16 protein-coding genes are annotated in these 20,629 nt (G+C 45.1%); 12 read left to right on the top strand and 4 right to left on the bottom strand.

All coding sequences use genetic code 11. The features are described 5' to 3' along the window. Nucleotides 1-88: 88 nt before the first annotated feature. The 3 genes from secA to B5G04_RS07800 form a co-directional block, all read right to left on the bottom strand. Entirely contained in the window at nt 89-3,385 is a 3,297-nt protein-coding gene (secA, locus tag B5G04_RS07810) for a preprotein translocase subunit SecA (protein ID WP_087396590.1), read from the bottom strand. A gap of 102 nt (nt 3,386-3,487) precedes the next feature. Next, nucleotides 3,488-5,071, bottom strand: coding sequence for an alkaline phosphatase family protein (locus B5G04_RS07805; protein WP_087249430.1), 1,584 nt, complete (start codon nt 5,069-5,071; stop codon nt 3,488-3,490). After that, nucleotides 5,071-6,246 (bottom strand): DUF4105 domain-containing protein, encoded by a 1,176-nt coding sequence (locus B5G04_RS07800; RefSeq protein WP_087249428.1) that lies wholly within the window; start codon nt 6,244-6,246, stop codon nt 5,071-5,073. The genes B5G04_RS07805 and B5G04_RS07800 overlap by 1 nt, the downstream gene beginning before the upstream one ends. 133 nt (nt 6,247-6,379) lie before the next feature. On the opposite strand from B5G04_RS07800, the gene B5G04_RS07795 reads away from it, so the two are divergent. The 11 genes from B5G04_RS07795 (at nt 6,380) to B5G04_RS07745 (ending at nt 18,443) form a co-directional block, all read left to right on the top strand. Continuing rightward, nucleotides 6,380-7,108, top strand: coding sequence for a type III pantothenate kinase (locus tag B5G04_RS07795; RefSeq protein WP_022039037.1), 729 nt, complete (start codon nt 6,380-6,382; stop codon nt 7,106-7,108). Continuing rightward, on the top strand, nt 7,095-8,357 hold the full coding sequence (locus B5G04_RS07790; RefSeq protein WP_087249426.1) for a hypothetical protein: 1,263 nt from the start codon (nt 7,095-7,097) through the stop codon (nt 8,355-8,357). Before B5G04_RS07795 ends, B5G04_RS07790 begins: the two co-directional genes overlap by 14 nt. A gap of 22 nt (nt 8,358-8,379) precedes the next feature. After that, nucleotides 8,380-9,738, top strand: a complete 1,359-nt coding sequence (locus B5G04_RS07785; RefSeq protein ID WP_022039039.1) for a hypothetical protein — start codon at nt 8,380-8,382, stop codon at nt 9,736-9,738. 6 nt (nt 9,739-9,744) lie between these two features. Then, nucleotides 9,745-10,368 (top strand): LPS export ABC transporter periplasmic protein LptC, encoded by a 624-nt coding sequence (lptC, locus tag B5G04_RS07780; protein WP_022039040.1) that lies wholly within the window; start codon nt 9,745-9,747, stop codon nt 10,366-10,368. Nucleotides 10,369-10,373: 5 nt separating this feature from the next. Continuing rightward, nucleotides 10,374-11,639 carry a hemolysin family protein gene (locus tag B5G04_RS07775; RefSeq protein WP_087210997.1) on the top strand — a complete coding sequence of 422 codons (1,266 nt, stop codon included), beginning with the start codon at nt 10,374-10,376 and terminating at the stop codon, nt 11,637-11,639. A 101-nt stretch (nt 11,640-11,740) separates the two neighbouring features. Further along, on the top strand, nt 11,741-13,876 hold the full coding sequence (locus B5G04_RS07770; protein WP_087211000.1) for a peptidylprolyl isomerase: 2,136 nt from the start codon (nt 11,741-11,743) through the stop codon (nt 13,874-13,876). Nucleotides 13,877-14,474: 598 nt separating this feature from the next. After that, entirely contained in the window at nt 14,475-14,978 is a 504-nt protein-coding gene (locus B5G04_RS07765; protein WP_225226456.1) for a UpxY family transcription antiterminator, read from the top strand. Nucleotides 14,979-15,080: 102 nt separating this feature from the next. After that, a complete protein-coding gene (locus B5G04_RS07760) occupies nt 15,081-16,205 on the top strand; it encodes a hypothetical protein (RefSeq protein ID WP_087249422.1) in 1,125 nt (374 codons plus the stop codon). Between the two features lie 263 nt (nt 16,206-16,468). Then, nucleotides 16,469-17,716, top strand: coding sequence for a nucleotide sugar dehydrogenase (locus tag B5G04_RS07755; protein WP_087249454.1), 1,248 nt, complete (start codon nt 16,469-16,471; stop codon nt 17,714-17,716). A 65-nt stretch (nt 17,717-17,781) separates the two neighbouring features. After that, entirely contained in the window at nt 17,782-18,030 is a 249-nt protein-coding gene (locus B5G04_RS07750) for a DUF6364 family protein (protein ID WP_087249420.1), read from the top strand. Continuing rightward, complete coding sequence (locus tag B5G04_RS07745; protein ID WP_087249418.1) at nt 18,027-18,443, top strand: PIN domain-containing protein; 417 nt, start codon at nt 18,027-18,029, stop codon at nt 18,441-18,443. The genes B5G04_RS07750 and B5G04_RS07745 overlap by 4 nt, the downstream gene beginning before the upstream one ends. A 205-nt stretch (nt 18,444-18,648) precedes the next feature. Here B5G04_RS07745 and B5G04_RS07735 read toward each other — a convergent pair whose 3' ends face one another. Next, on the bottom strand, nt 18,649-19,422 hold the full coding sequence (locus tag B5G04_RS07735; protein ID WP_087396588.1) for an IS5 family transposase: 774 nt from the start codon (nt 19,420-19,422) through the stop codon (nt 18,649-18,651). A 158-nt stretch (nt 19,423-19,580) separates the two neighbouring features. Between B5G04_RS07735 and B5G04_RS07730 the strand changes: the two genes are divergently transcribed. Then, complete coding sequence (locus B5G04_RS07730) at nt 19,581-20,384, top strand: hypothetical protein (RefSeq protein WP_087396586.1); 804 nt, start codon at nt 19,581-19,583, stop codon at nt 20,382-20,384. Nucleotides 20,385-20,629 lie beyond the last annotated feature (245 nt).

Genomic DNA, 20,629 nt, shown 5'->3' with positions numbered 1-20,629 from the left:
AACATTGCCGCAAAGATGCGAAGAGGAACAATCCTCTTTCGTATCTTTACGGCAATGCATGTTTAAGTTATTATGTCAATAGAAATACTTACAAGTTCCGTCCGTGGCAGTTCTTATATTTCAAACCACTTCCACAAGGGCAAGGGTCATTGCGTCCTACCGTCTTTTCGGCACGATAAGGTTCTTTTTTAGCATCACGTGTATCTTTTCCAGCAGCTTCCTGTTGGTCGGGATCATTCAAGTCCTGCTTTTCCTCACGGTATTGCTGACGGGGTTGCTGAGGTTCGGGAGCAGCCTGACGCACTTGCTGAGGTTCTTGTACTGGAATCTGTCCGCGCATCAATACAGATATGGTATTGTTATTGATTTTGTTCACCATAGCATCAAACAAATTGACTGATTCGAGTTTGAAAATCAACAACGGATCTTTTTGCTCATAGCTTGCATTCTGTACCGAATGTTTCAATTCGTCCAGTTCACGGAGATTCTCTTTCCAGGCATCATCAATCACGTGTAATAATATCGCTTTTTCGAAAGCTTTGACAATAGCCTTTCCTTCGGTTTCGTAAGCTTCTTTCAGATTCACCGAAATGTTATACATACGCTTACCGTCGGTTATCGGAATCAAAATGTTCTGATAAACCTGTCCCTGGTTCTCATACACTTGTTTGATTACCGGATTGGCAATCTGTGCCATACGTTCGGTCTTGCGCCGGAACAGGTCCATCGCACTTTGGAAAGTCTGTTCGGCAAGTTCGTCTTTGCTCTTGTTGCGGAAATCATCGCTGGTAAACGGAGTTTCCATTGCCAGTGTCTGAAGAATTTCCATCTTGGCATCTTCGTAGGCCGGCTGAGCTACTGCATTGTAGCAACGATCCCAAATCATATCTGCGATATCCATACCGATACGTTCGCCCATCAAAGCGTGACGGCGTTTCGTATAAACCACGGTACGCTGCTTGTTCATCACATCATCGTATTCCAACAAACGCTTACGGATACCGAAGTTATTCTCTTCTACCTTCTTCTGGGCACGTTCGATAGATTTCGATATCATGCTATGCTCTATCATCTCGCCTTCTTTAAAGCCCATCTTATCCATCCAATGAGCCAGACGGTCGGAAGCAAACAGACGCATCAGGTTGTCTTCCAACGATACGAAGAATACAGAAGAACCCGGGTCTCCCTGACGTCCGGCACGACCACGCAACTGACGGTCTACACGACGTGATTCATGACGTTCTGTACCAATGATAGCCAAACCGCCTGCCGCCTTCACTTCCGGACTCAGCTTGATATCGGTACCACGTCCTGCCATATTGGTGGCAATGGTCACCGTACTGCTCTGTCCTGCCTTTGCAACAATTTCCGCTTCCTTCTGATGCAATTTCGCATTCAATACGTTGTGAGGAATCTTACGAAGGGTAAGCATCTTGCTCAGCATTTCCGAGATTTCGACCGAAGTAGTACCTACCAATACCGGACGGCCTGCCTGCACCATCTTCTCGATTTCTTCGATAACAGCCTTGTACTTTTCACGCTTGGTCTTATACACCCGGTCATTCATATCAATACGGGCAATCGGACGGTTGGTCGGGATTACTACCACATCCAGTTTGTAGATGTCCCAGAATTCACCCGCTTCGGTTTCTGCTGTACCGGTCATACCTGCCAGCTTGTGATACATACGGAAATAATTCTGGAGTGTAATCGTTGCAAAAGTCTGGGTAGCAGCTTCCACCTTCACTCCTTCTTTGGCTTCTACAGCCTGATGCAAGCCATCGCTCCAGCGACGTCCTTCCATAATACGGCCGGTCTGTTCGTCAACAATCTTCACCTGACCGTCCATGACTACGTAATCGGTATCTTTTTCGAACATCGTGTATGCCTTCAGCAACTGGTTGATGGTATGTACACGTTCTGCCTTGATGGCATAGTTCGTCATGAATTCATCTTTTTTGGCAAGCTTTTCTTCATCGCTCAATCCGGGAGCATTTTCCAGTTCCGAAAGTTGGGCTGCAATATCGGGCAACACAAACAATGTAGGATCTTGAGATTTTCCGGTAATCAAGTCGATACCCTTATCGGTCAAGTCTACGCTCTTCAGTTTTTCGTCAATTACGAAATACAAAGGTTCTACCGCCTCGGGCATACGCTTGTTGTTCTGCTCCATATAGATTTCTTCGGTCTTCAGCATGCCTGCCTTGATACCCGGTTCGCTCAAGAACTTAATAAGTGGCTTGTTCTTCGGCAACGCCTTATGGCTACGGAACAAGGCAAGGAAACCGGCTTCCTGATCTTCTTTCTTGTCCGAAGCTATCAGACGCTTGGCATCTGCCAGATACTGAGTAGCCAGTTTACGCTGTGCTTCTACCAGTCTTTCCACCAACGGGCGAAGCACTTCGAACAATTGCTCGTCACCTTTGGGCACCGGACCGGAAATAATCAGCGGCGTACGTGCATCGTCAATCAAGACCGAGTCGACCTCATCGACAATGGCATAATTATGCTGACGCTGTACCAAGTCTTTGGGGCTTACTGCCATATTGTCACGCAAATAATCGAAGCCGAATTCGTTATTGGTACCAAATGTAATGTCTGCCATATAAGCACGGCGGCGGGCTTCCGAGTTGGGCTGATGCTTGTCAATGCAATCCACGCTCAAACCATGGAACATATAAAGCGGCCCCATCCATTCCGAGTCACGCTTAGCCAAGTAATCATTTACGGTTACGACATGCACACCGTTTCCGGTCAAAGCATTGAGGAATACCGGAAGCGTAGCCACCAGAGTCTTACCTTCACCTGTTGCCATTTCGGCAATCTTGCCTTGATGCAATACCACACCACCGAAAAGCTGTACATCATAATGCACCATATTCCAGGTAATCTCATTACCACCAGCTATCCAATGATTCTTCCAGACAGCCTTTTCACCTTCTATCCGTACGAAATCACGTCCTTGTGCAGCCAGATTGCGGTCCATTTCGGTAGCTGTGACCTCGATTTCTTCATTCTCGGCGAAACGACGTGCCGTATCTTTTACAATCGCAAAAGCTGTAGGCAACACATCATTCAATGCCTTTTCGTATTTGTCGAGCACGTCTTTCTCCAGCTTGTCTATCTGATTGAAAATCGGCTCACGTTTTTCGATGTCTGTTGCTTCGATAGTTGCTTTCAAGTCTGCAATCTTCTGAGTCTCTGCAATTGCAGAATCCTTGATATACTTTTTCAATTCTTCTGTCTTGGCACGCAACTCATCGTTCGTCAACTTCTGGATTTCCGGATATACTTCCTTTACCTTGTTTACCCACGGCTGAATCTCTTTCATGTCACGAGTAGCCTTGTTTCCGAAAATCTTACTTATAAATTCATTAAATCCCATTTTATGTTGTTGTTTTTATTATTTCTATTAAAAATGATTTTGTTAATTCGGTTGCAAAGATAAGCAATTCGCCATGTATCCGAAAAGCTTCTTGATACAAAATTACTTGCGAATGCCTGTAAGAGGGGCTGACATCGCAGCATTAGGCGCCCGAATGCGCATGAAGTGAGCTACCGTAGGAGCTATTGTAGCTACTTTTACCGGAGTATACAGAATTTCCGGCTTGATGTTGTTACCAATGAAAATAAGCGGAACCGATGCATACGTATCCCGCACTACATGAGTAGAATGTGAAACCTCATCGATAACCGACCAGCCGGGCATCACCTCCACGTAAATATCTCCCGAACAATTCGGATTGAATGTATTGCGGATTTTATCGATACGCGGAGTCCATGCTCCCAACAACAGGCGTTGTGAAGAATATGCCGTACGCACGCCACTCATCTGCACAATAAAATCAGAAGCACAGTTCAGTATCTCCGTCAGGTTCAGCTTGCGGTCTTCTATCAGTTTATGGTTCAAGTAGATTTGACGGTCGTAATACGTCTCCACGTATTGCCCGGGACCGTATATCGCCATCAAATACATGTTCAGCAAAGCGGCACAACGCTCGATGTGAAATTCACCGCTGGGGATACGATATTGCTCAGGGTCTTTAGGTTCCGAATCCGCATACCCCGTCGAAGTTATGAAGAACAGCGTATTGGCAAGCCCTACCCTGCGGTCTATCAGTTCCAGCAATTCGCCGATGGAATGATCCAGGCGCACATACATATCCTGAATTTCCATTGCATATTCCGTATTCGGCTTGTGCGCATAGTTGCCCGCATAATACGAAAGGGTGAGCAGGTCGGGAATATTGTCTTTTCCCACCTGAGTATGAAGCAGACATGCATCTACCAAACGGTTCACCTCATCATTCACATACGGACTGGTCTTGAACTTCCTGTATTTTTCCGACCGCTCATCCGAAAAATCGTGTTTGAAAGTCAGTTGCTTGGCGGTAGATGTCACATAACGGTACGAAGTGACTGGCAAATAAGGTCCCCATGTCAAACTACCGATACGGAAATCAAGCCCTTCCTGGTCATTATAGGTAGTCACCCAGTCGGGAAACGTACCATAGTAAGTAGAACCACACCACTTACCTGTTTCATCATTCAGCCAAAGCGCACACTTTGCTGCATGTCCGGCGGAAAGAATCGCCATTTCGCGTGTAGGAGCAATAGAATATACTTCGGCAGCCCCGTTCGATGCCACCATCAGCTCATCCGACAAGGTAGATACCAACAAGTGCTGGGGCGAAGTGCTTTCGGAGGTATAAATGCCCATATAGGCAGGATCGTCTACACACTTTACCATCCGGAGTGTATTACGGTCCATCCAGCGGTTGCCCACAATGCCATTATAATAAGGTGTAGTGCCCGTGTAAACCGATGCCACTGCCGACGAGCGGTCGATATTGATAAAGTCGTATTCCGCATTACAATACACCCGCCCTTCTTTCATCAGCCGTTTGAAGCCTTTCTCGCCATACAAGGCAGAGAATGCCTCGATGTAATCCGAACGGAGCTGGTCGATGGTAAGGCCAACTACCAGACGGGGTACGGGTGACGCGGTCTGTGCCTGCAGCCCGGTCAGTACAATCACGGTGATTAAAGATGTCAGTATGCGTTCTTTCATTACTTTTTGTTCCAAACTAATATACGGCTCACGGAGTTCACCAGCAAACCGAGTGCCAAAGGTAATACTGTTAAATTAAATTCTTGCCCACAAATCGGGATAATCACCATAAATAATGTTAAATACACGATATTTATGACATGATAAGGGTCTTTCAGCCCTTTTTTCTCATGAAAAACGAGGAATGGAAGGTAGAACAACGGCACCGGATTGAACAACCAGAGCAACCAGTTCGAGCCTACCGTGGGGTGGGTAGAGAAGAAAAACAGGAAAGCGACGATACACCCTGCCAGCCCCTGCAGCAAGAGCAACACTACGTCCCATCCCCACCACACACACCGATGCTTCCATTGTACCCATCCCATCACGATGCAAACAATGAGGAACAAGATACCACACGCCACCGGAGATAAAGGAAAACCTGGTTCCACTGGTTCAGGATCGACATTGACGATAGTTGTCTTTTCGGACACCAACGGACGCTTCACTCCGGCGGACGACACAATATAAGCACTATCCGCATAATGCAACATATAGAAAGGAGCAAACATCTGCAGGCGTTTTCCTATCTCCCGGTCCGCCTCCACACCCAAGCAAAGGTCGATACCGAATTCGTCCCACAGAGCTTCGGAGGTAAACTCGTGAATGATGCTACGGAATGTCTTTCCGACGATGGAATCGGCATACACCACTTTTCCTTCGATAGCTTTCTCTATCTGGTCGCGGGCACGGGTGGTACAGTTATCATAAAAATAATTATACCGGTACACCCGATTCTCAGGACGGTAATTCTCTTCGAGCAATCCCAGAAGCCTCAACTTTTCCTCCTGTGTCAGGTTCAGCACTTGCTGATACACCGAAGAGCCACGCATGGCATATTCAGCCCTAAAATATATATAAGGTGTAATACCTAGCTGATAATCGGTCTCTCCTTTCACGAAACGCCACACGAAATGCGGCTCACGGAAATTGAACATCCCGTAATTGAATACCAGGTCAATCTTCCTCGTGTAGTTCTCGTACCGGATAGCCGTATGCCCGAAGTGCGCATAAATTTCGCTTCCCGGCGCACAGGTAAGCAAGCTGAACCGTATGCTGTCCGACTTGAAGCTGGCTGCGCGGGCAAACCCGACTATAAGCAACGCCAAGAGCAAGTATATGAGTTTCCTCTTCATTCTATATTCGTTTCTGTCTCAATCCGGATGCAAAAATACAAGGAATAATTCAGATGTTCGAAAGAAATTATGAGTTTTATTGCGTGACCTATTCATTTTTTAATTTACTTTGCACCGCAAAAAACGAAAAGAAGTGAACTTAGTTATCGACATAGGCAACACTGTTGCCAAACTTGCCGTATTCGACAAAGAAGAGATGGTAGAAGTGCTCCGCGGGTCAAACCATTCGCTGGACTATCTTCCCATGCTATGCCACAAATACCCCATCGGACACATCATCATTGCATCTGTCATCTCGCTCAGCAATACGATACGCAGGCAGCTGAAGAAGATAGACCTGCCCATTCTGGAATTGACGTACGAAACCCCTGTACCTATCCGGAATATGTATAAAACCCCGAAAACACTGGGCATGGACCGGCTGGCAGCGGTAGTAGGAGCCAATTACCTATGTCCGGACAAGAACCTGCTGGTCGTCGATGCGGGTACGGCACTCACCTATGAGTTCATCGATGCACAAGGATGCTACTGGGGAGGAAACATCTCGCCAGGCATCTATACCCGCTTCAAAGCCTTGAACGCTTGTTGCGACAAGCTTCCTCTGATAGAAAAAGGAGGCGACCTGCCCGAGTTCGGCTACAGTACCGAAACCGCAATCCGCGCAGGTGTCATCAAAGGCATCGAGTTCGAAATCATGGGCTATATCCGTCTGATGCAAAAAAAATACCCTGACCTTTTGGTTTTTTTAACCGGAGGAGATAAATTTTCTTTTGATACAAACTTAAAAAGTATCATCTTTGCAGACAGATTTTTAGTATTGAAAGGTTTAAACAGAATATTGAATTATAATGTTAAGAAATAAAGCACTTCTACTCAGCGTCTTGATGATAGGAAGCTGGTTGACGGCCTCTGCCCAGTCAAGCACGAACTCTCCTTATACACGATATGGCCTGGGCGACTTGTCCGACCGCGGTTTTGCCAACAATGCAGCCATGGGAGGCATCGGTTACGGCCTGCGTTACAGCGAACACATCAACCTGACCAATCCGGCATCCATATCTTCGGTCGACTCTCTTTCGTTCATGTTCGATATGGGAATGAGCCTGAAAAGTTCGAACTACAAGGAAAACGGCATCAGTTCCAATGCCAAGAACTCCAGCTTTGACTATATCGCCATGCAGTTCCGCCTGCACAAGCGCTTGGGTATTGCCGTCGGATTCACTCCGTTTTCGAACGTAGGATATAACTTTTCGACCACTACCCCTGTAGAAGGAAGCGAAAGCTATACGGCTACCAATACATTTTATGGCGACGGAGGTCTGCAACAGATTACCGCAGGGCTGGGATTCAAGATACTGGATAACCTTTCTATCGGAGCAAGTGCCGGATACATGTACGGCTCGCTCAATTACCAGTCCAGTGTAGGATTCAACACTACCAGCGACCAGACCATTGTCTACAACGAAGTCAGGGTAAAAAGCTATGTGGCCAATTTTGGCTTGCAATACACCCAGAAGATCAACAAGACTGACAACCTGACACTGGGCTTGGTGTACGAACTGGGACATACCCTGAACTCGACCGACACGCGAGGCATTCAAGTTACCGACAATTCGAATTATTCTACAACAAACGAAACGAACATATACGATTCGTATGGCATTCCGCACACATTCGGTGCCGGTGTGGCATATATGCATAAAAACAGGCTGACCATCGGTGCCGACTATACCCTGCAAAAATGGGGTTCGGTAAAATACAACAACCAGACCGATATGTATAAAGACCGCAGCAAAATCGCGATAGGAGCCGAATACCTGCCCAACCCCATCGGAAGAAACTACTTGGCACGGGTACGTTACCGCGTAGGCTTCAATTATGCCACTCCTTACCTGAAGCTTCCCCAATTCGAAGGTCCTTCCGAATACAGTGTCAGTGCCGGATTCGGATTCCCTCTCAATGTATTTCAATACAAGACTGTCTTAAGCCTGACAGGAGAATATGTACGCGTGCAGCCTTCAGTTGCCAATGTATTATCAGAGAACCGCTTTGTCATCAAGTTGGGCCTGACCTTCAACGAACGCTGGTTCATGAAATGGAAAGTCAACTAAGGAAGCGGTTATCCGCAATGCCATGAAGTATGCAGGTTTATTGGTAATATGGCTCCTCTGTTCCCTTTCAGCCAATGCACAAAAAGGAATAGAAGATGGTTCACGCTTCGGACACGGTGAAGATAGTGTCCGGTGCATACAGCATATTGCCCTGTATAAAACATATCTGCAAAAAAATGATTTTGCCCAAGCCTACAGCCCATGGAAATCAGTATTTACCGAAGCCCCCTGGGCATCTCCCAATATCTACACCGATGGCACCCAAATCCTGCGTGCACTGATTGCCGATTCGGATAACGAAACAAAGGAAGAGGATTACTTGACAGAATTGATGAATATACATGACCAGCACATACAATATCTGGATTCATTGAACACATTGACCCATACACCGGTTACCCCCGGATTCGTCTTGGGGATGAAGATACACGACTATGTCATGTTCTCGGGTACCGACATCAATATAGACAAGGCATACAGAAAAGAACAAGAAGCCATCGGCATGGAAAAAGAGAAGTCCACTTATTATATGCTGGAAGACCTCATGGACCTGTCGCTGCAAAAGTTGAAAACAAATGCCGGACACATCGAACAGTTTATCCAAGACTACCTGAAGGCATCCCGCTACATCCGCTTCCGTTTGGAAAGCACCATAAACGACCCACAGAAGCAACATCTATGGTCGATAACAAAAGACTACATAGACACCCGCTTTATCGAGAGCAGATGTGTAACCTGTGAGGACTTACAAAAACTATATGCCCCCAAAATAGAACAGCATAGAACCGACCTGGCATATATCAATCTGGTTCTTTCTACCCTGAGACAACTGAAGTGCACGGGTGAAGAAGTATATCTGACGGCTTCAGAAGCCGCCTATACCTTAACGCCTACAGCTGGACTTGCAGCAGAATGTGGACGCTTATGCTATCAAAGGGGCAAAATAGAAGAAAGCATAACCTACTTTGACGAGGCGGCAATGCTGGCCCCCAATCCTGCGGACAAAGCCGAATATTGCTATCGCGCGGCAAGAGTCTTGTTTCAAGACAAACAATGGAAACGGGCAAAACAATATGCACTCAAATCCATATCCCTTGATAAAGACGAAGGTAAACCGTACATATTGATTGCGCAAATGTATGCTTCGAACCCCAACTGGTGCAAAGAAGCTACCCTGAACCAATGCACTTACTTTGCCGTAATCGACAAGCTGCAAAAAGCCCAATCAGTCGATACAAGCACAGCCGATGAAGCAACCCAGCTCATCAATACCTACCAGAAACATATCCCTACCGAAAAAGCACTTGCCGGCTTGGGACTGAAGAAAGGCAACGCCGTCATTTTGGGCGGATGGATAAACGAAACCATAATCTTAAGATAAACCGACATGATACAACATAAACCGAACCAAAAGAAATACATGATACCGCTGTGCCTGACGATTGCCGTATGGGCAATTTTAATGGTTGTCTTACTGCCTTCATGCGGGAAAAAAGAAAATCTGGCAGAAGCTGTAGGAAAAGGAGACTCCATCCCAGACATGCGCACCACCGGAGTAACCACCTACATCTCCGACTCTGGAATGATACGCTATAAAATCATTACAGCCGAATGGCTTGTTTACAGCCGGATAGACACCCCGTATTGGGCATTCCAGAAAGGCATTTACCTGGAAAAGTTCGATACCCTGTTCCACATAGACGCCAGCATCAAAGCAGATACGGCTTTTTATTACGAACCCAAGAAATTATGGGAACTTCGCGGCAATGTACATATACGTAGCCAACGGGGCGACAAATTCGACACCCAACTGATGTATTGGGACCAAGGCAAAGAACGAATCTATTCCGACCGCTATATCCGGATCGAACAGCCCGACAAAATACTAACCGGATACGGATTCGAATCGAATCAGCAAATGACCGAATACCAAATATTCAATAATACCGGTATCTTTACCGTAGAAGATACAGCACCGGCAGATACCGTCCAACAACCGAAAACCAATTAAGTGACATGACGAGCCTTATCATTAACCTAATCATATGCATGACACTTTCCGTCTTTTTCGCAGGGACGGAAATAGCTTTCCTCTCCTCCAGCAAGTTACGCTTCGAGATGAGGAAAGACAATAGCTTGTCGGCACAGATTCTTTCCAAATTTTACCACGATGCCAATCACTTCGTGTCTACCATGCTGGTAGGAAACAACCTCTCGTTGGTAATGTTCTGCATCGGGATGACACAATTGTTCGGGCAATATGCATTCCCCCGTACATCCCTGCCTGCTGCCTGGATAATAATCATCGAAATCCTGACCTCTACGGCAATCATGATTCTCACCATCGAATTTATCCCCAAAACATTGTTCAAGATGTTTCCAGGACACATGTTGCGACTTTTTGCCGTACCCGCCTTCATCTTCTATATAATCCTGTATCCCATCAGCTGGCTTGTGGCATCACTCTCCACCGGCATTTTACGCATATCCGGACATAAAGTCGATAAAAAAGTAAAAGAAAAGGCATTCACCAAAGTCGACCTCGACACATTTATTGAAAACAGCTTGAAAGACACGAATGACCCGGAGAACATCAACACCGAAATCGAACTGTTCCGCAATGCCCTCGACTTTACGAATATCAAGGTACGCGACTGCATGATTCCCCGTACCGAAATCATAGCTGTAGAACTCGATACTCCACTCGAAAAACTAAAAGAAACATTTATCGAGCATGGCATCAGTAAAATCATCGTCTATAAAGAAAGCATTGACAATATCGTAGGCTATATCCATTCCTCTGAAATGTTCAAGCCTCTCACCGACTGGCACAAAAACATACGCCGCATCCCTATCGTACCCGAATCGATGAGTACCCATAAACTGATGAAACTGTTGATGCAGCAAAAACGGTCACTTGCCGTAGTAGTCGATGAGTTCGGAGGTACATCAGGTATTGTATCCATGGAAGATCTGGTAGAAGAAATCCTGGGTGACATTGAAGATGAACATGATACCAAATCTACCATAGCCAAAGCCATCGGTGACAACGAATACATTTTCTCCGGACGGCTTGAAATTGAAAAGGCAAACGAGGAATTCGGACTCAACCTGCCCGAAAGCGACGAATACCAAACCATCGGAGGGCTGATTCTCCACGAATTCCAAAGCTTTCCCAAACCTCATGAAATAGTAAACATCAACCATTTTCATTTCAAGATAATCAAGGTCACAGCTACGAAAATAGAGCTGGTCAAACTGAAAGTTATGCCTCAAACATAAGGAAAACATCATTTTTTTTGAGGAAAAACGACACTGCTACGTACATTTTTTGTATCTTCGTGCGCTAAAAGGAAAAACAATAAACAAAATAATAACTTTAAATGGCAACTTTACAATCAATTAGAAGCAAAGGACCACTTTTGGTCATCGTAATCGGTCTTGCCTTATTCGCTTTCATTGCGGGTGATGCATGGAAAGTTCTCCAGCCGCATCAGGGAAGACAAGACGTCGGAGAAGTCAATGGAGAAAAACTCTCCGCACAAGAGTATCAAAAAATGGTAGATGAATTCAGCGAAGTCATCAAGCTGACCAACGGGCTGAACTCGTTGAACGAAGACCAGCTGACAAACGTCAAAGACCAGGTATGGAACACTTATGTCACCAACCAGCTGATAGCAGGAGAAGCAGAGAAACTGGGACTGACTGTTACCGATAAAGAACTTCAGGCAGTCATCGATGAAGGTACGAACCCGCTGCTGATGCAGACTCCGTTCCGTAACCCACAGACAGGAGCATTCGACAAGGATATGCTGAAAAAATTCCTGGTAGAATATGCCAACCTGGGCTCATCACAAATGCCTGCACAATATGTAGAGTATTACCAAAAACTGGGTAACTTCTGGACATTTGTAGAAAAGACATTGAGACAATCTTTGCTGGCATCCAAATACCAGAATCTGATTGCAAAATCCTTGATTTCGAACCCGGTGGCAGCAGAAGATGCTTTCAAGGGACGCACCGAACAAAGCGACCTGCTTCTGGCTGGGGTTCCTTATGCCAGCATCAGCGATTCTACCATCACCGTATCCGATGAAGAAATCAAGAACTTATACAACGAACGGAAGGAATCTTACAAACAACCGGTCGAGACCCGTGACATCCAGTACATCGATGTACATGTAGTACCTTCTGCCGAAGACCGCGGTGCCGTATTGAAGGAAGTAACCGAATTTACAGACCAACTGGACAAAACCACTACAGACTATGCTTCATTTGTCCGCTCTACCGGTTCTACCGTCAACTATACAGGCGTAGCCATCAACAAGACTTCACTGCCACAAGATGTAGCAGCCCGTCTTGACTCTGCGTCAGTCAACGAAGTATACGGTCCTTATTACAATGCGGGCGATGACTCGTACAACACGTTCAAGATTCTTGCCAAGACTACGGCTCCCGACTCTATCCAATTCCGTCAGATTCAGGTAATGGCAGACACAGAAACAAGACGTACCGAACTGGCAGACAGCATTTTCAATGCTATCAAGGGAGGTGCCGACTTTGCAGAAGTGGCAAAAGCATACGGACAGACAGGCGAAGCTACATGGGTGAATGCCATGAGCTGGGAAGGTGCTGCATTGGATGCTGACAACTTGAAGTACATCCAGACACTTATCAACCAGCCGGTAAACGAACTGAAGAACCTGAAAGTAGGACAAGCCAACCTGATTCTTCAGGTAATGAGCAAAAAGGCTATGAAACCGAAATATGATGTAGCCGTTATCAAATGCCCGGTTGAATTCAGCAAAGAAACATACAATGATGCTTATAACAAATTCAGCCAGTTCGTAGCACAGAACACAACGCTGGAAGACATGAAAAAGAACGCAGAAGAAGCCGGTTACACAGTAATTCCACGTTCCGATTTCACCAGCGATGCACACTACGTAGGCAACATCCACTCTACCCAGGAAGCCTTGAGATGGATTTTCAACGCTAAAGCTGGCGAAGTTTCTCCGCTTTACGAATGTGGAGACAATGATCACATGATTATGGTAGGCGTAGAAGCCATCAACAAAAAAGGTTACGTCAACATCAACAAAGTAGCAAACATGCTGCGTAACGAAATCATCCGCAACAAGAAAGCCGAACAATTGATGGGACAAATGAAGGACTTCAACAGCCTGGCACAAATAAAAGAAATGAAAGATGCCGTAAGCGACAGCGTAAAACACGTAACGTTCAATGCCCCGGCATACATTTCTGTTACACATGCCAGCGAACCTGCCATCAGTGCTTACGCTTCGAAAACCGACGTAGAAAAGGTATCGGCACCTATCAAAGGCAACGCAGGTGTCTATATGATTCAAGTATACGCCAAAAACAAAGGCAGCGAAGAATTTGATGCTAAAAAAGAAGAATCTGCACTCTCATCCATGAGTTCAGCCTATGCAAATCAATGCATCTCCGAACTGCGTGAAAAAGGTAAAGTAACCGACCAGCGTTATTTATACTTCTAACGACAACTACCCCATTCAAACAAGGAAGGTGTGCCGAAATGAAAACTAACTTTTCGGCACACCTTCCTTGTTTTTTATCCATTCAGAATTTGTTTTGAAACGCGGATTAACCCAGATTAGCACGGACAATAGTTTATACTATATGCGGTATAGACTATGTATTTTAATGAAACATAACTATTCACCACAGAGGCCACAGAGTACCACAGAGGAAAAATTTAAAAGACTCTGTGTACCTCCTTTAGTGTCAGTGGTGAGAAATGCACAAATCTGTATCACGCATAATATATAACAATTCAACCAGGGGAAAAATGAACATCTCCTATTATGAGACGGATGGAATCCGTCATGGAAACCAACACCGATGCAGGCGTTGTTGGGAGCAGTGACGGAGCTGGAACAATCTTATGAAAATAAAGAGAAGCCAACAGTCCGGCGCGTATAACTGCTTGTTATTGAGTATTTCACAATAGCTTGCAGGATTAGAAGAAATGTCCCTGCCTGAACCATGAATGAATCTTACCCTAACATACAGGACGGTATCCCGGCGGCAGACGCCGCTTTGCCCGATGAACACGGCCGTTTGAAATGGTTCGTCATGCGCGACCTTAAAAGATGCAACGCCAGGCTACCGGCATACAGGCTGTTCAAGGAGCTGGGGATAGAGGCTTTTACACCGATGGTGTGGAAACTTTCGGTAAGGCATGGCAAACGGTGCCGTGAGAAAGTCCCTTTCATGCAGGACCTGCTTTTCGTGCATGACACCCGGCATTCCATCGACTCAGTCGTTGAATCGTACAACACCATCCAGTACCGCTATGTGCGTGGCGGCTACAGGATCCCCATGACGGTAAGGGATGCCGACATGCAGCGTTTCATCCACGCCGTAGAGTCCTCCGAGAGTCCACGTTATTACACGCCGGATGAAATATCCTCCGACATGATAGGCAGGAAAGTACGTATTATCGGCGGTTTCCTGGACGGTTATGAAGGATATCTGCAAAAACTGCAGGGTTCACGCATCAGGCGTCTGTTCGTCGGACTCCCCAACCTCCTGACCGCTTCCGTTGAGGTACAGCCGGAATACATCCTGTTTTTATAGTTGACAAGGTATCAGTTGACAAGGCAACAAGGTTCTGATTACACTAATGGCATCTAAAACCTCGTCAACTTGTCAACCCGTTAACTTGTCACCTGAAATAAAATGCATACGATAGACCAGTTCAAGTCCCGATGGAAACGCCTTCACCATCCGTCCATGAACGTGGACGGCGACGTGACTTTCTTTTATGGGATCTATGTCAGGCTGCACCATCTGGCGGAACAGGATGCACGGGCATTCGATGGGCGGCTTATCCTTTCCCTGCTGCTTTATACGGAAAATACCGTCGCCATCGGGCTTGACGGCGTTTACGAAGACATGTACCGCAGCCTGGGCAATGTGGTGTTCCGGTGGTGCGACGGATCCGGCATGAGTGCCAATGCCACCTCACAGGTCCACGACCTTGTGTCACAGGCTGTGGCGGATGCCCCCTGCAGCGCCCTCAGGCAATGGATAACGGAAAGCGTGCTGTCATGCGACTTCCAGCGTCTGAGCGATGTGCTGACCTATTTTGCACGGGAAGACAGGGTCCTGCGGCATGTCTATCCGGACTTGCGCTGCCGCAAGCCGATGTTCCTGCGGCTCGCCGGAGAAAAGCAGGCAGCCCGGCAGATGTTATGGGCGGACCTTGCCTTCAACTGGCAGGACAAACACGGCAATTCCCTGCCGGCTACTTTGGCAAGGCAGTGCCGTCTGACGGCTCCTTTAATGGAGGAGTGGGAAAGGCTCCCGCTGCAGGAAGCGGCAGGCCTTCTCGATACCGTCCGTTCCGAACGGCTGGATACCTATACGGTCATTGGCGTAAAAGACGGACGTACATTCACTTTGCGCCACAGGGACGGCAGGCTGTTCAAGGACGTAACGTCCCGTAGCCCTGTCCCAGAGGATGTCCGGACCGGCTGTCTCGCCGCCCAGCTCGTCTTTTATAAGGACAAGGCATACATCAGCGGCCCTGCTGTCCGGCTTACGGATGACGCCGCAGCCGGCTGGAACGGGGAGACCATCTGGAGCGACATCTTTAAAAAGGAGCATGAGGCAGCAAGGCAGGTCTACTTCACCACACCGTTCGGCAGACGGATCAGCCTTTACGAAGACCTGTATACCATCCCGGAAGACCCTGATGAAGCCAGCTATGCCGGCATGGGCATCTACCTGGACGAACCCAACATCTTCGATTTCCTGGAATGGCTGAAACCGTCGGATAATGCTCAAGGAGTATCACGATGAGCCAGACAAGCTACACGGGTAGGAAGACTCCAAGTCTGCCTGCATCATCAACGGCGGCAAGAACCTCATCGCCCCGAACGCGCGGCAGGCAGAACAGACCATACAGGATAGTATCCACGAAAAATGAATATATACTGCAACTGCTGATGAATATATACTGCAACTGCTGATGAATATATACTGCAACTGCCGATGCAGTATATATCCCTAAAAAGCATGAGCGATTGCCTACAACCACAATAGAACAACATAAACTTACCGATATGAAGAATATAAAAATAGCCGTAGCCGGAACAGGTTACGTAGGACTTTCCATTGCCACGCTCTTGGCACAACACCATCAGGTAACGGCTGTAGACGTGATACCCGAAAAGGTAGACTTGATCAACCAACGCAAGTCACCCATCCAGGACGAATACATTGAAAAGTATCTTGCCGGGAAAGATTTGAACCTGACCGCAACCTTGGACGGAGCAAAGGCATACAGTGATGCAGATTTTGTGGTGATTGCAGCACCTACTAATTACGACCCGGTAAAGAATTATTTCGATACCAGCCATGTAGAAGAAGTCATTGAACTGGTAAAGAGTGTCAATCCGCACACCATCATGGTGATTAAGAGCACCATTCCCGTAGGCTATACCGAAAGCATCCGCAAGAAAATGCAGTGCGACAACATCATTTTTTCACCCGAATTCCTGCGCGAAAGCAAGGCATTGTATGACAACCTCTATCCCAGCCGCATCATCGTAGGCAGACCCGAAGGGGATAAACGGCTGGATGAAGCAGCCCACACATTCGCGGAATTATTGCAGGAAGGAGCAATAAAGGAAAACATTGACACCTTGTTCATGGGTACAACGGAAGCCGAAGCGGTGAAACTTTTTGCCAATACCTATCTTGCCTTGCGTGTAAGCTATTTCAACGAACTGGATACCTACGCAGAAATGAAAGGACTCAATACACAGGCTATAATCAACGGTGTTTGTCTTGACCCACGAATCGGCACTCATTACAACAATCCGAGTTTCGGTTATGGTGGTTATTGTCTTCCTAAGGACACGAAACAGCTACTTGCCAACTATGCCGATGTGCCCGAAAACCTGATTCAAGCTATCGTGGAAAGCAACCGAACAAGAAAAGATTTTATTGCTGACCGTGTACTTCACAAAGCTGGTTACTATAATTATTATAACCGTGGCGATTTCAATCCATCAGAAGAAAAAAAGTGCGTCATCGGTGTTTACCGCTTGACAATGAAATCAAACTCGGACAACTTCCGTCAGTCAAGCATCCAAGGTGTAATGAAACGGGTGAAAGCCAAAGGTGCGGAAGTGATAATCTACGAGCCTACGCTGGAGAATGGCAGTACGTTTTTCGGCAGCAAGGTGGTGAATGACCTGGATGTTTTCAAGGCGCAGAGCCAGGCGATTATCGCCAACCGCTATGACGCTTGTCTGGATGATGTACAGGAAAAGGTTTATACGAGGGATTTGTTTGGAAGAGACTGATTTTGAAATATACTCCTTGCTTATAACAAAAATAATTTTTATTTTTGCAGAAAAGGGATAAAGCTATGGCAACGACAGCAATCAGACTGAACAAGGAATTGGTAGACAAGGCGCAAGCATACGCTACAGCAGAAGGGAAAAGCCTTTCTTCCATTATTGAAGATTTTCTTTCGCGTCTCACCTCTTCAAGAGAAGAGACGGAAGAAATTCCGGATATTGTATTGAGTCTGTTAGGAGCTGGGGCTCCGGTAGATGATGACGACATCAACGGACGGAAAGCCTATTATGGTCATTTAGAACAGAAGCATCAATGAAAAGGGCATTTCTTGATACAAATGTTGTAATAGATTTGCTGGATAAGCGTGAAAGGTTCTATCCTGCTGCTGTAAAATTGTTTACGTTGGTCTATAAAAGGGAATTGTCTTTATATATCTCTCCTTTGACTTATGCCACAGCAGCTTATGTCCTTCGAAAACATCCTATTGAAGAATTACGTATACTCTTATCTAATTTGCGTAAACTTTCGCATGTAACTTTAGCTGATGAACAAACTGTTGACAATGCGCTGTCTTCCGGTTTTGATGATTTTGAGGATGCGTTGCAGTATTGTTCAGCTATAAAAGAAAACGTAAGTGTCATTGTTACCCGAAATGTTAAAGACTTTTCCTTGTCTAAACTTCCGGTTATGACACCAGATGATTTTTTAGCAAGATATTTCTGTAAGTAGTCAAAAAATGGCTATTGATTGAAATGGGTAACTTCGCTGCCAACCAAATTTATAGAATTATGTATAGCAGTGAAGATCTTGAAAGGTTTTACTTTCAGTACCAGACCGAGGCTTTGCCTCATGGAGAATCTCTCCAGTCGTTTTGTGTCAAGAACAAAGTCCCTTATAACATTTTCCAGAAATGGTTTAAGAAGCTGTTTTGATTTCATTCGATAAATTTGTTAAGCATGATTTGTATGAATGCAATCTGTACCATAGCTTCTGCGGTTTCAGCAAGGAATTCATAATCGATGGTCAGCCTTCTGAAGTTTTCCAGCCATGAGAAAGAGCGTTCCACAATCCAGCGTTTGGGCAGTACTTGAAATTTGGATGGACATTCGTCCGGTCTGAGTACGACCTCCAATATCCATCCGAATTTCTTCTTGACCCAATCAGCCAAATCTCCCCTGTAGCCTCCATCCGCCAATATTTTAACCAAGCGCGGAAATTTATAAGCGAGTTTTTCTATGGCTTGTGGGGCGCCCTTGCTGTCATGCAGGTTGGCTTCATGGATTGTGACGGCTAACGGAAGGCCAAGCGTATCGACTATGATGTGCTCTTTCCGTCCCTTGATTTTCTTGTTCCCGTCTATACCACGGTCAGAATCAACATGATGGGAAGTCTTTACGCTTCTGGAATCCATGATGCCAAGACTGGGACTTTCCTCCCGTCCCGCCTGTTTACGGATAAGGGAGTGCAAGGCATCCATCACCTCTTCAAACACACCTTCAAGCTTCCACTTGCGGAAGTAGTAATAGACGGTTTGCCAAGGGGCGAAGTCAGAAGGAAGCATACGCCACTGGCAGCCGGTCTTGTTGATATAAAGGATGGCATTCATTATCTCTTTAAGCGGATGTTTTCGGTTCCTCGCTTGCGGCTCTAAAATATTTTTTATAACTTGCCACTGTTTTTCAGTCAGGTCGGTTGGATACTGTGTCATAACTTTATTGTTTGGTACCTTTAAAGATATAACATTTTTCCAATTGACCGGCTGATTTGAGATCTGAAGATGCTTATAACATTATTCTTGAATCAATTCAAAAACAGTTTCTTATAAAAGAATACATTTTTAGACACATAAATTAAAACAATCGTGACATGTATAAAAATATCACATTACTGATTTTATGTTTACTTACATTAAATATCTATTCACAAAATGATAGTATTATTAAATTAAGGATAAATAATAATGTTCACTATTTTGAAAATTATTATAAACGTCCTATTTCCCTAATTCATTATAATAATCATACAGATTTTGGAATAAGAAAGAATACATACATGAATAAAATATTTGATATGAAATGCTATAAGTATGATGCCTTTCCAAATTTCATAAATCATTCCAATACTTTTTCCTATGATTATAATAGATGGGGAAAAATTGCATCTTATATGTATGGTCAAAGTTCTCAAAATACACTTCCTGGTATTGGCATTATTAATCAAGCATCATTAATATATCAGAAAAATTTTAATTCGTATTTTAATATTAAGATAGGAATTAATGCTATAAAATACCATTTACCCAACTTAAAACAAAGCGGACAATCTTTTGGCCTATTGGGTTCTGCTACATATTTACCTACAGAAAAACTACACATCAGTATTTTTGGTTGTTATACTCCTAACAATATATACAATTTTAATAATTCATATTATGGTACTACAATAGGTTATGAATTTTCAGAGCGAGTCGGTATAGAAGTTGGAGTACAAAGATATTACGATGCTCAGAACGGTTGGAAAACAGTCCCAATTTTCATACCCTATTATAAATTTGAAAAGTTTGATTTAGGAATTGATATTGGAGGTATATTATACGAAATTGTAAGAAGTATAAAAGATAATAAACAACAAAATAAAATGTTACCAATACGCCTTCCTCCTAGAAATTAAAGATTGTCTTAACTTTAAAAAGGTTGACTATTTGAACGCTACACCAAGCATATTTATATAGGTAACCAAACTATCGAATCAAAAATCGGTGAGTTTGCATCCTATGGTTCGACCTCGAGACACATACAATATGCAGTAAGGAAGATGCCGTACATGCGCTTCCTTGATTTATCTTGTAAGCATTCTATTTTCCGCCTTGACACACATCATAGCCTAACCTATCTTTGCGCCGTAACCTTTAACAA

This window comes from Bacteroides sp. An51A (assembly GCF_002161565.1).
GTDB lineage: Bacteria > Bacteroidota > Bacteroidia > Bacteroidales > Bacteroidaceae > Phocaeicola > Phocaeicola intestinalis.
This window is presented reverse-complemented; position numbering and strand designations above follow the sequence as displayed.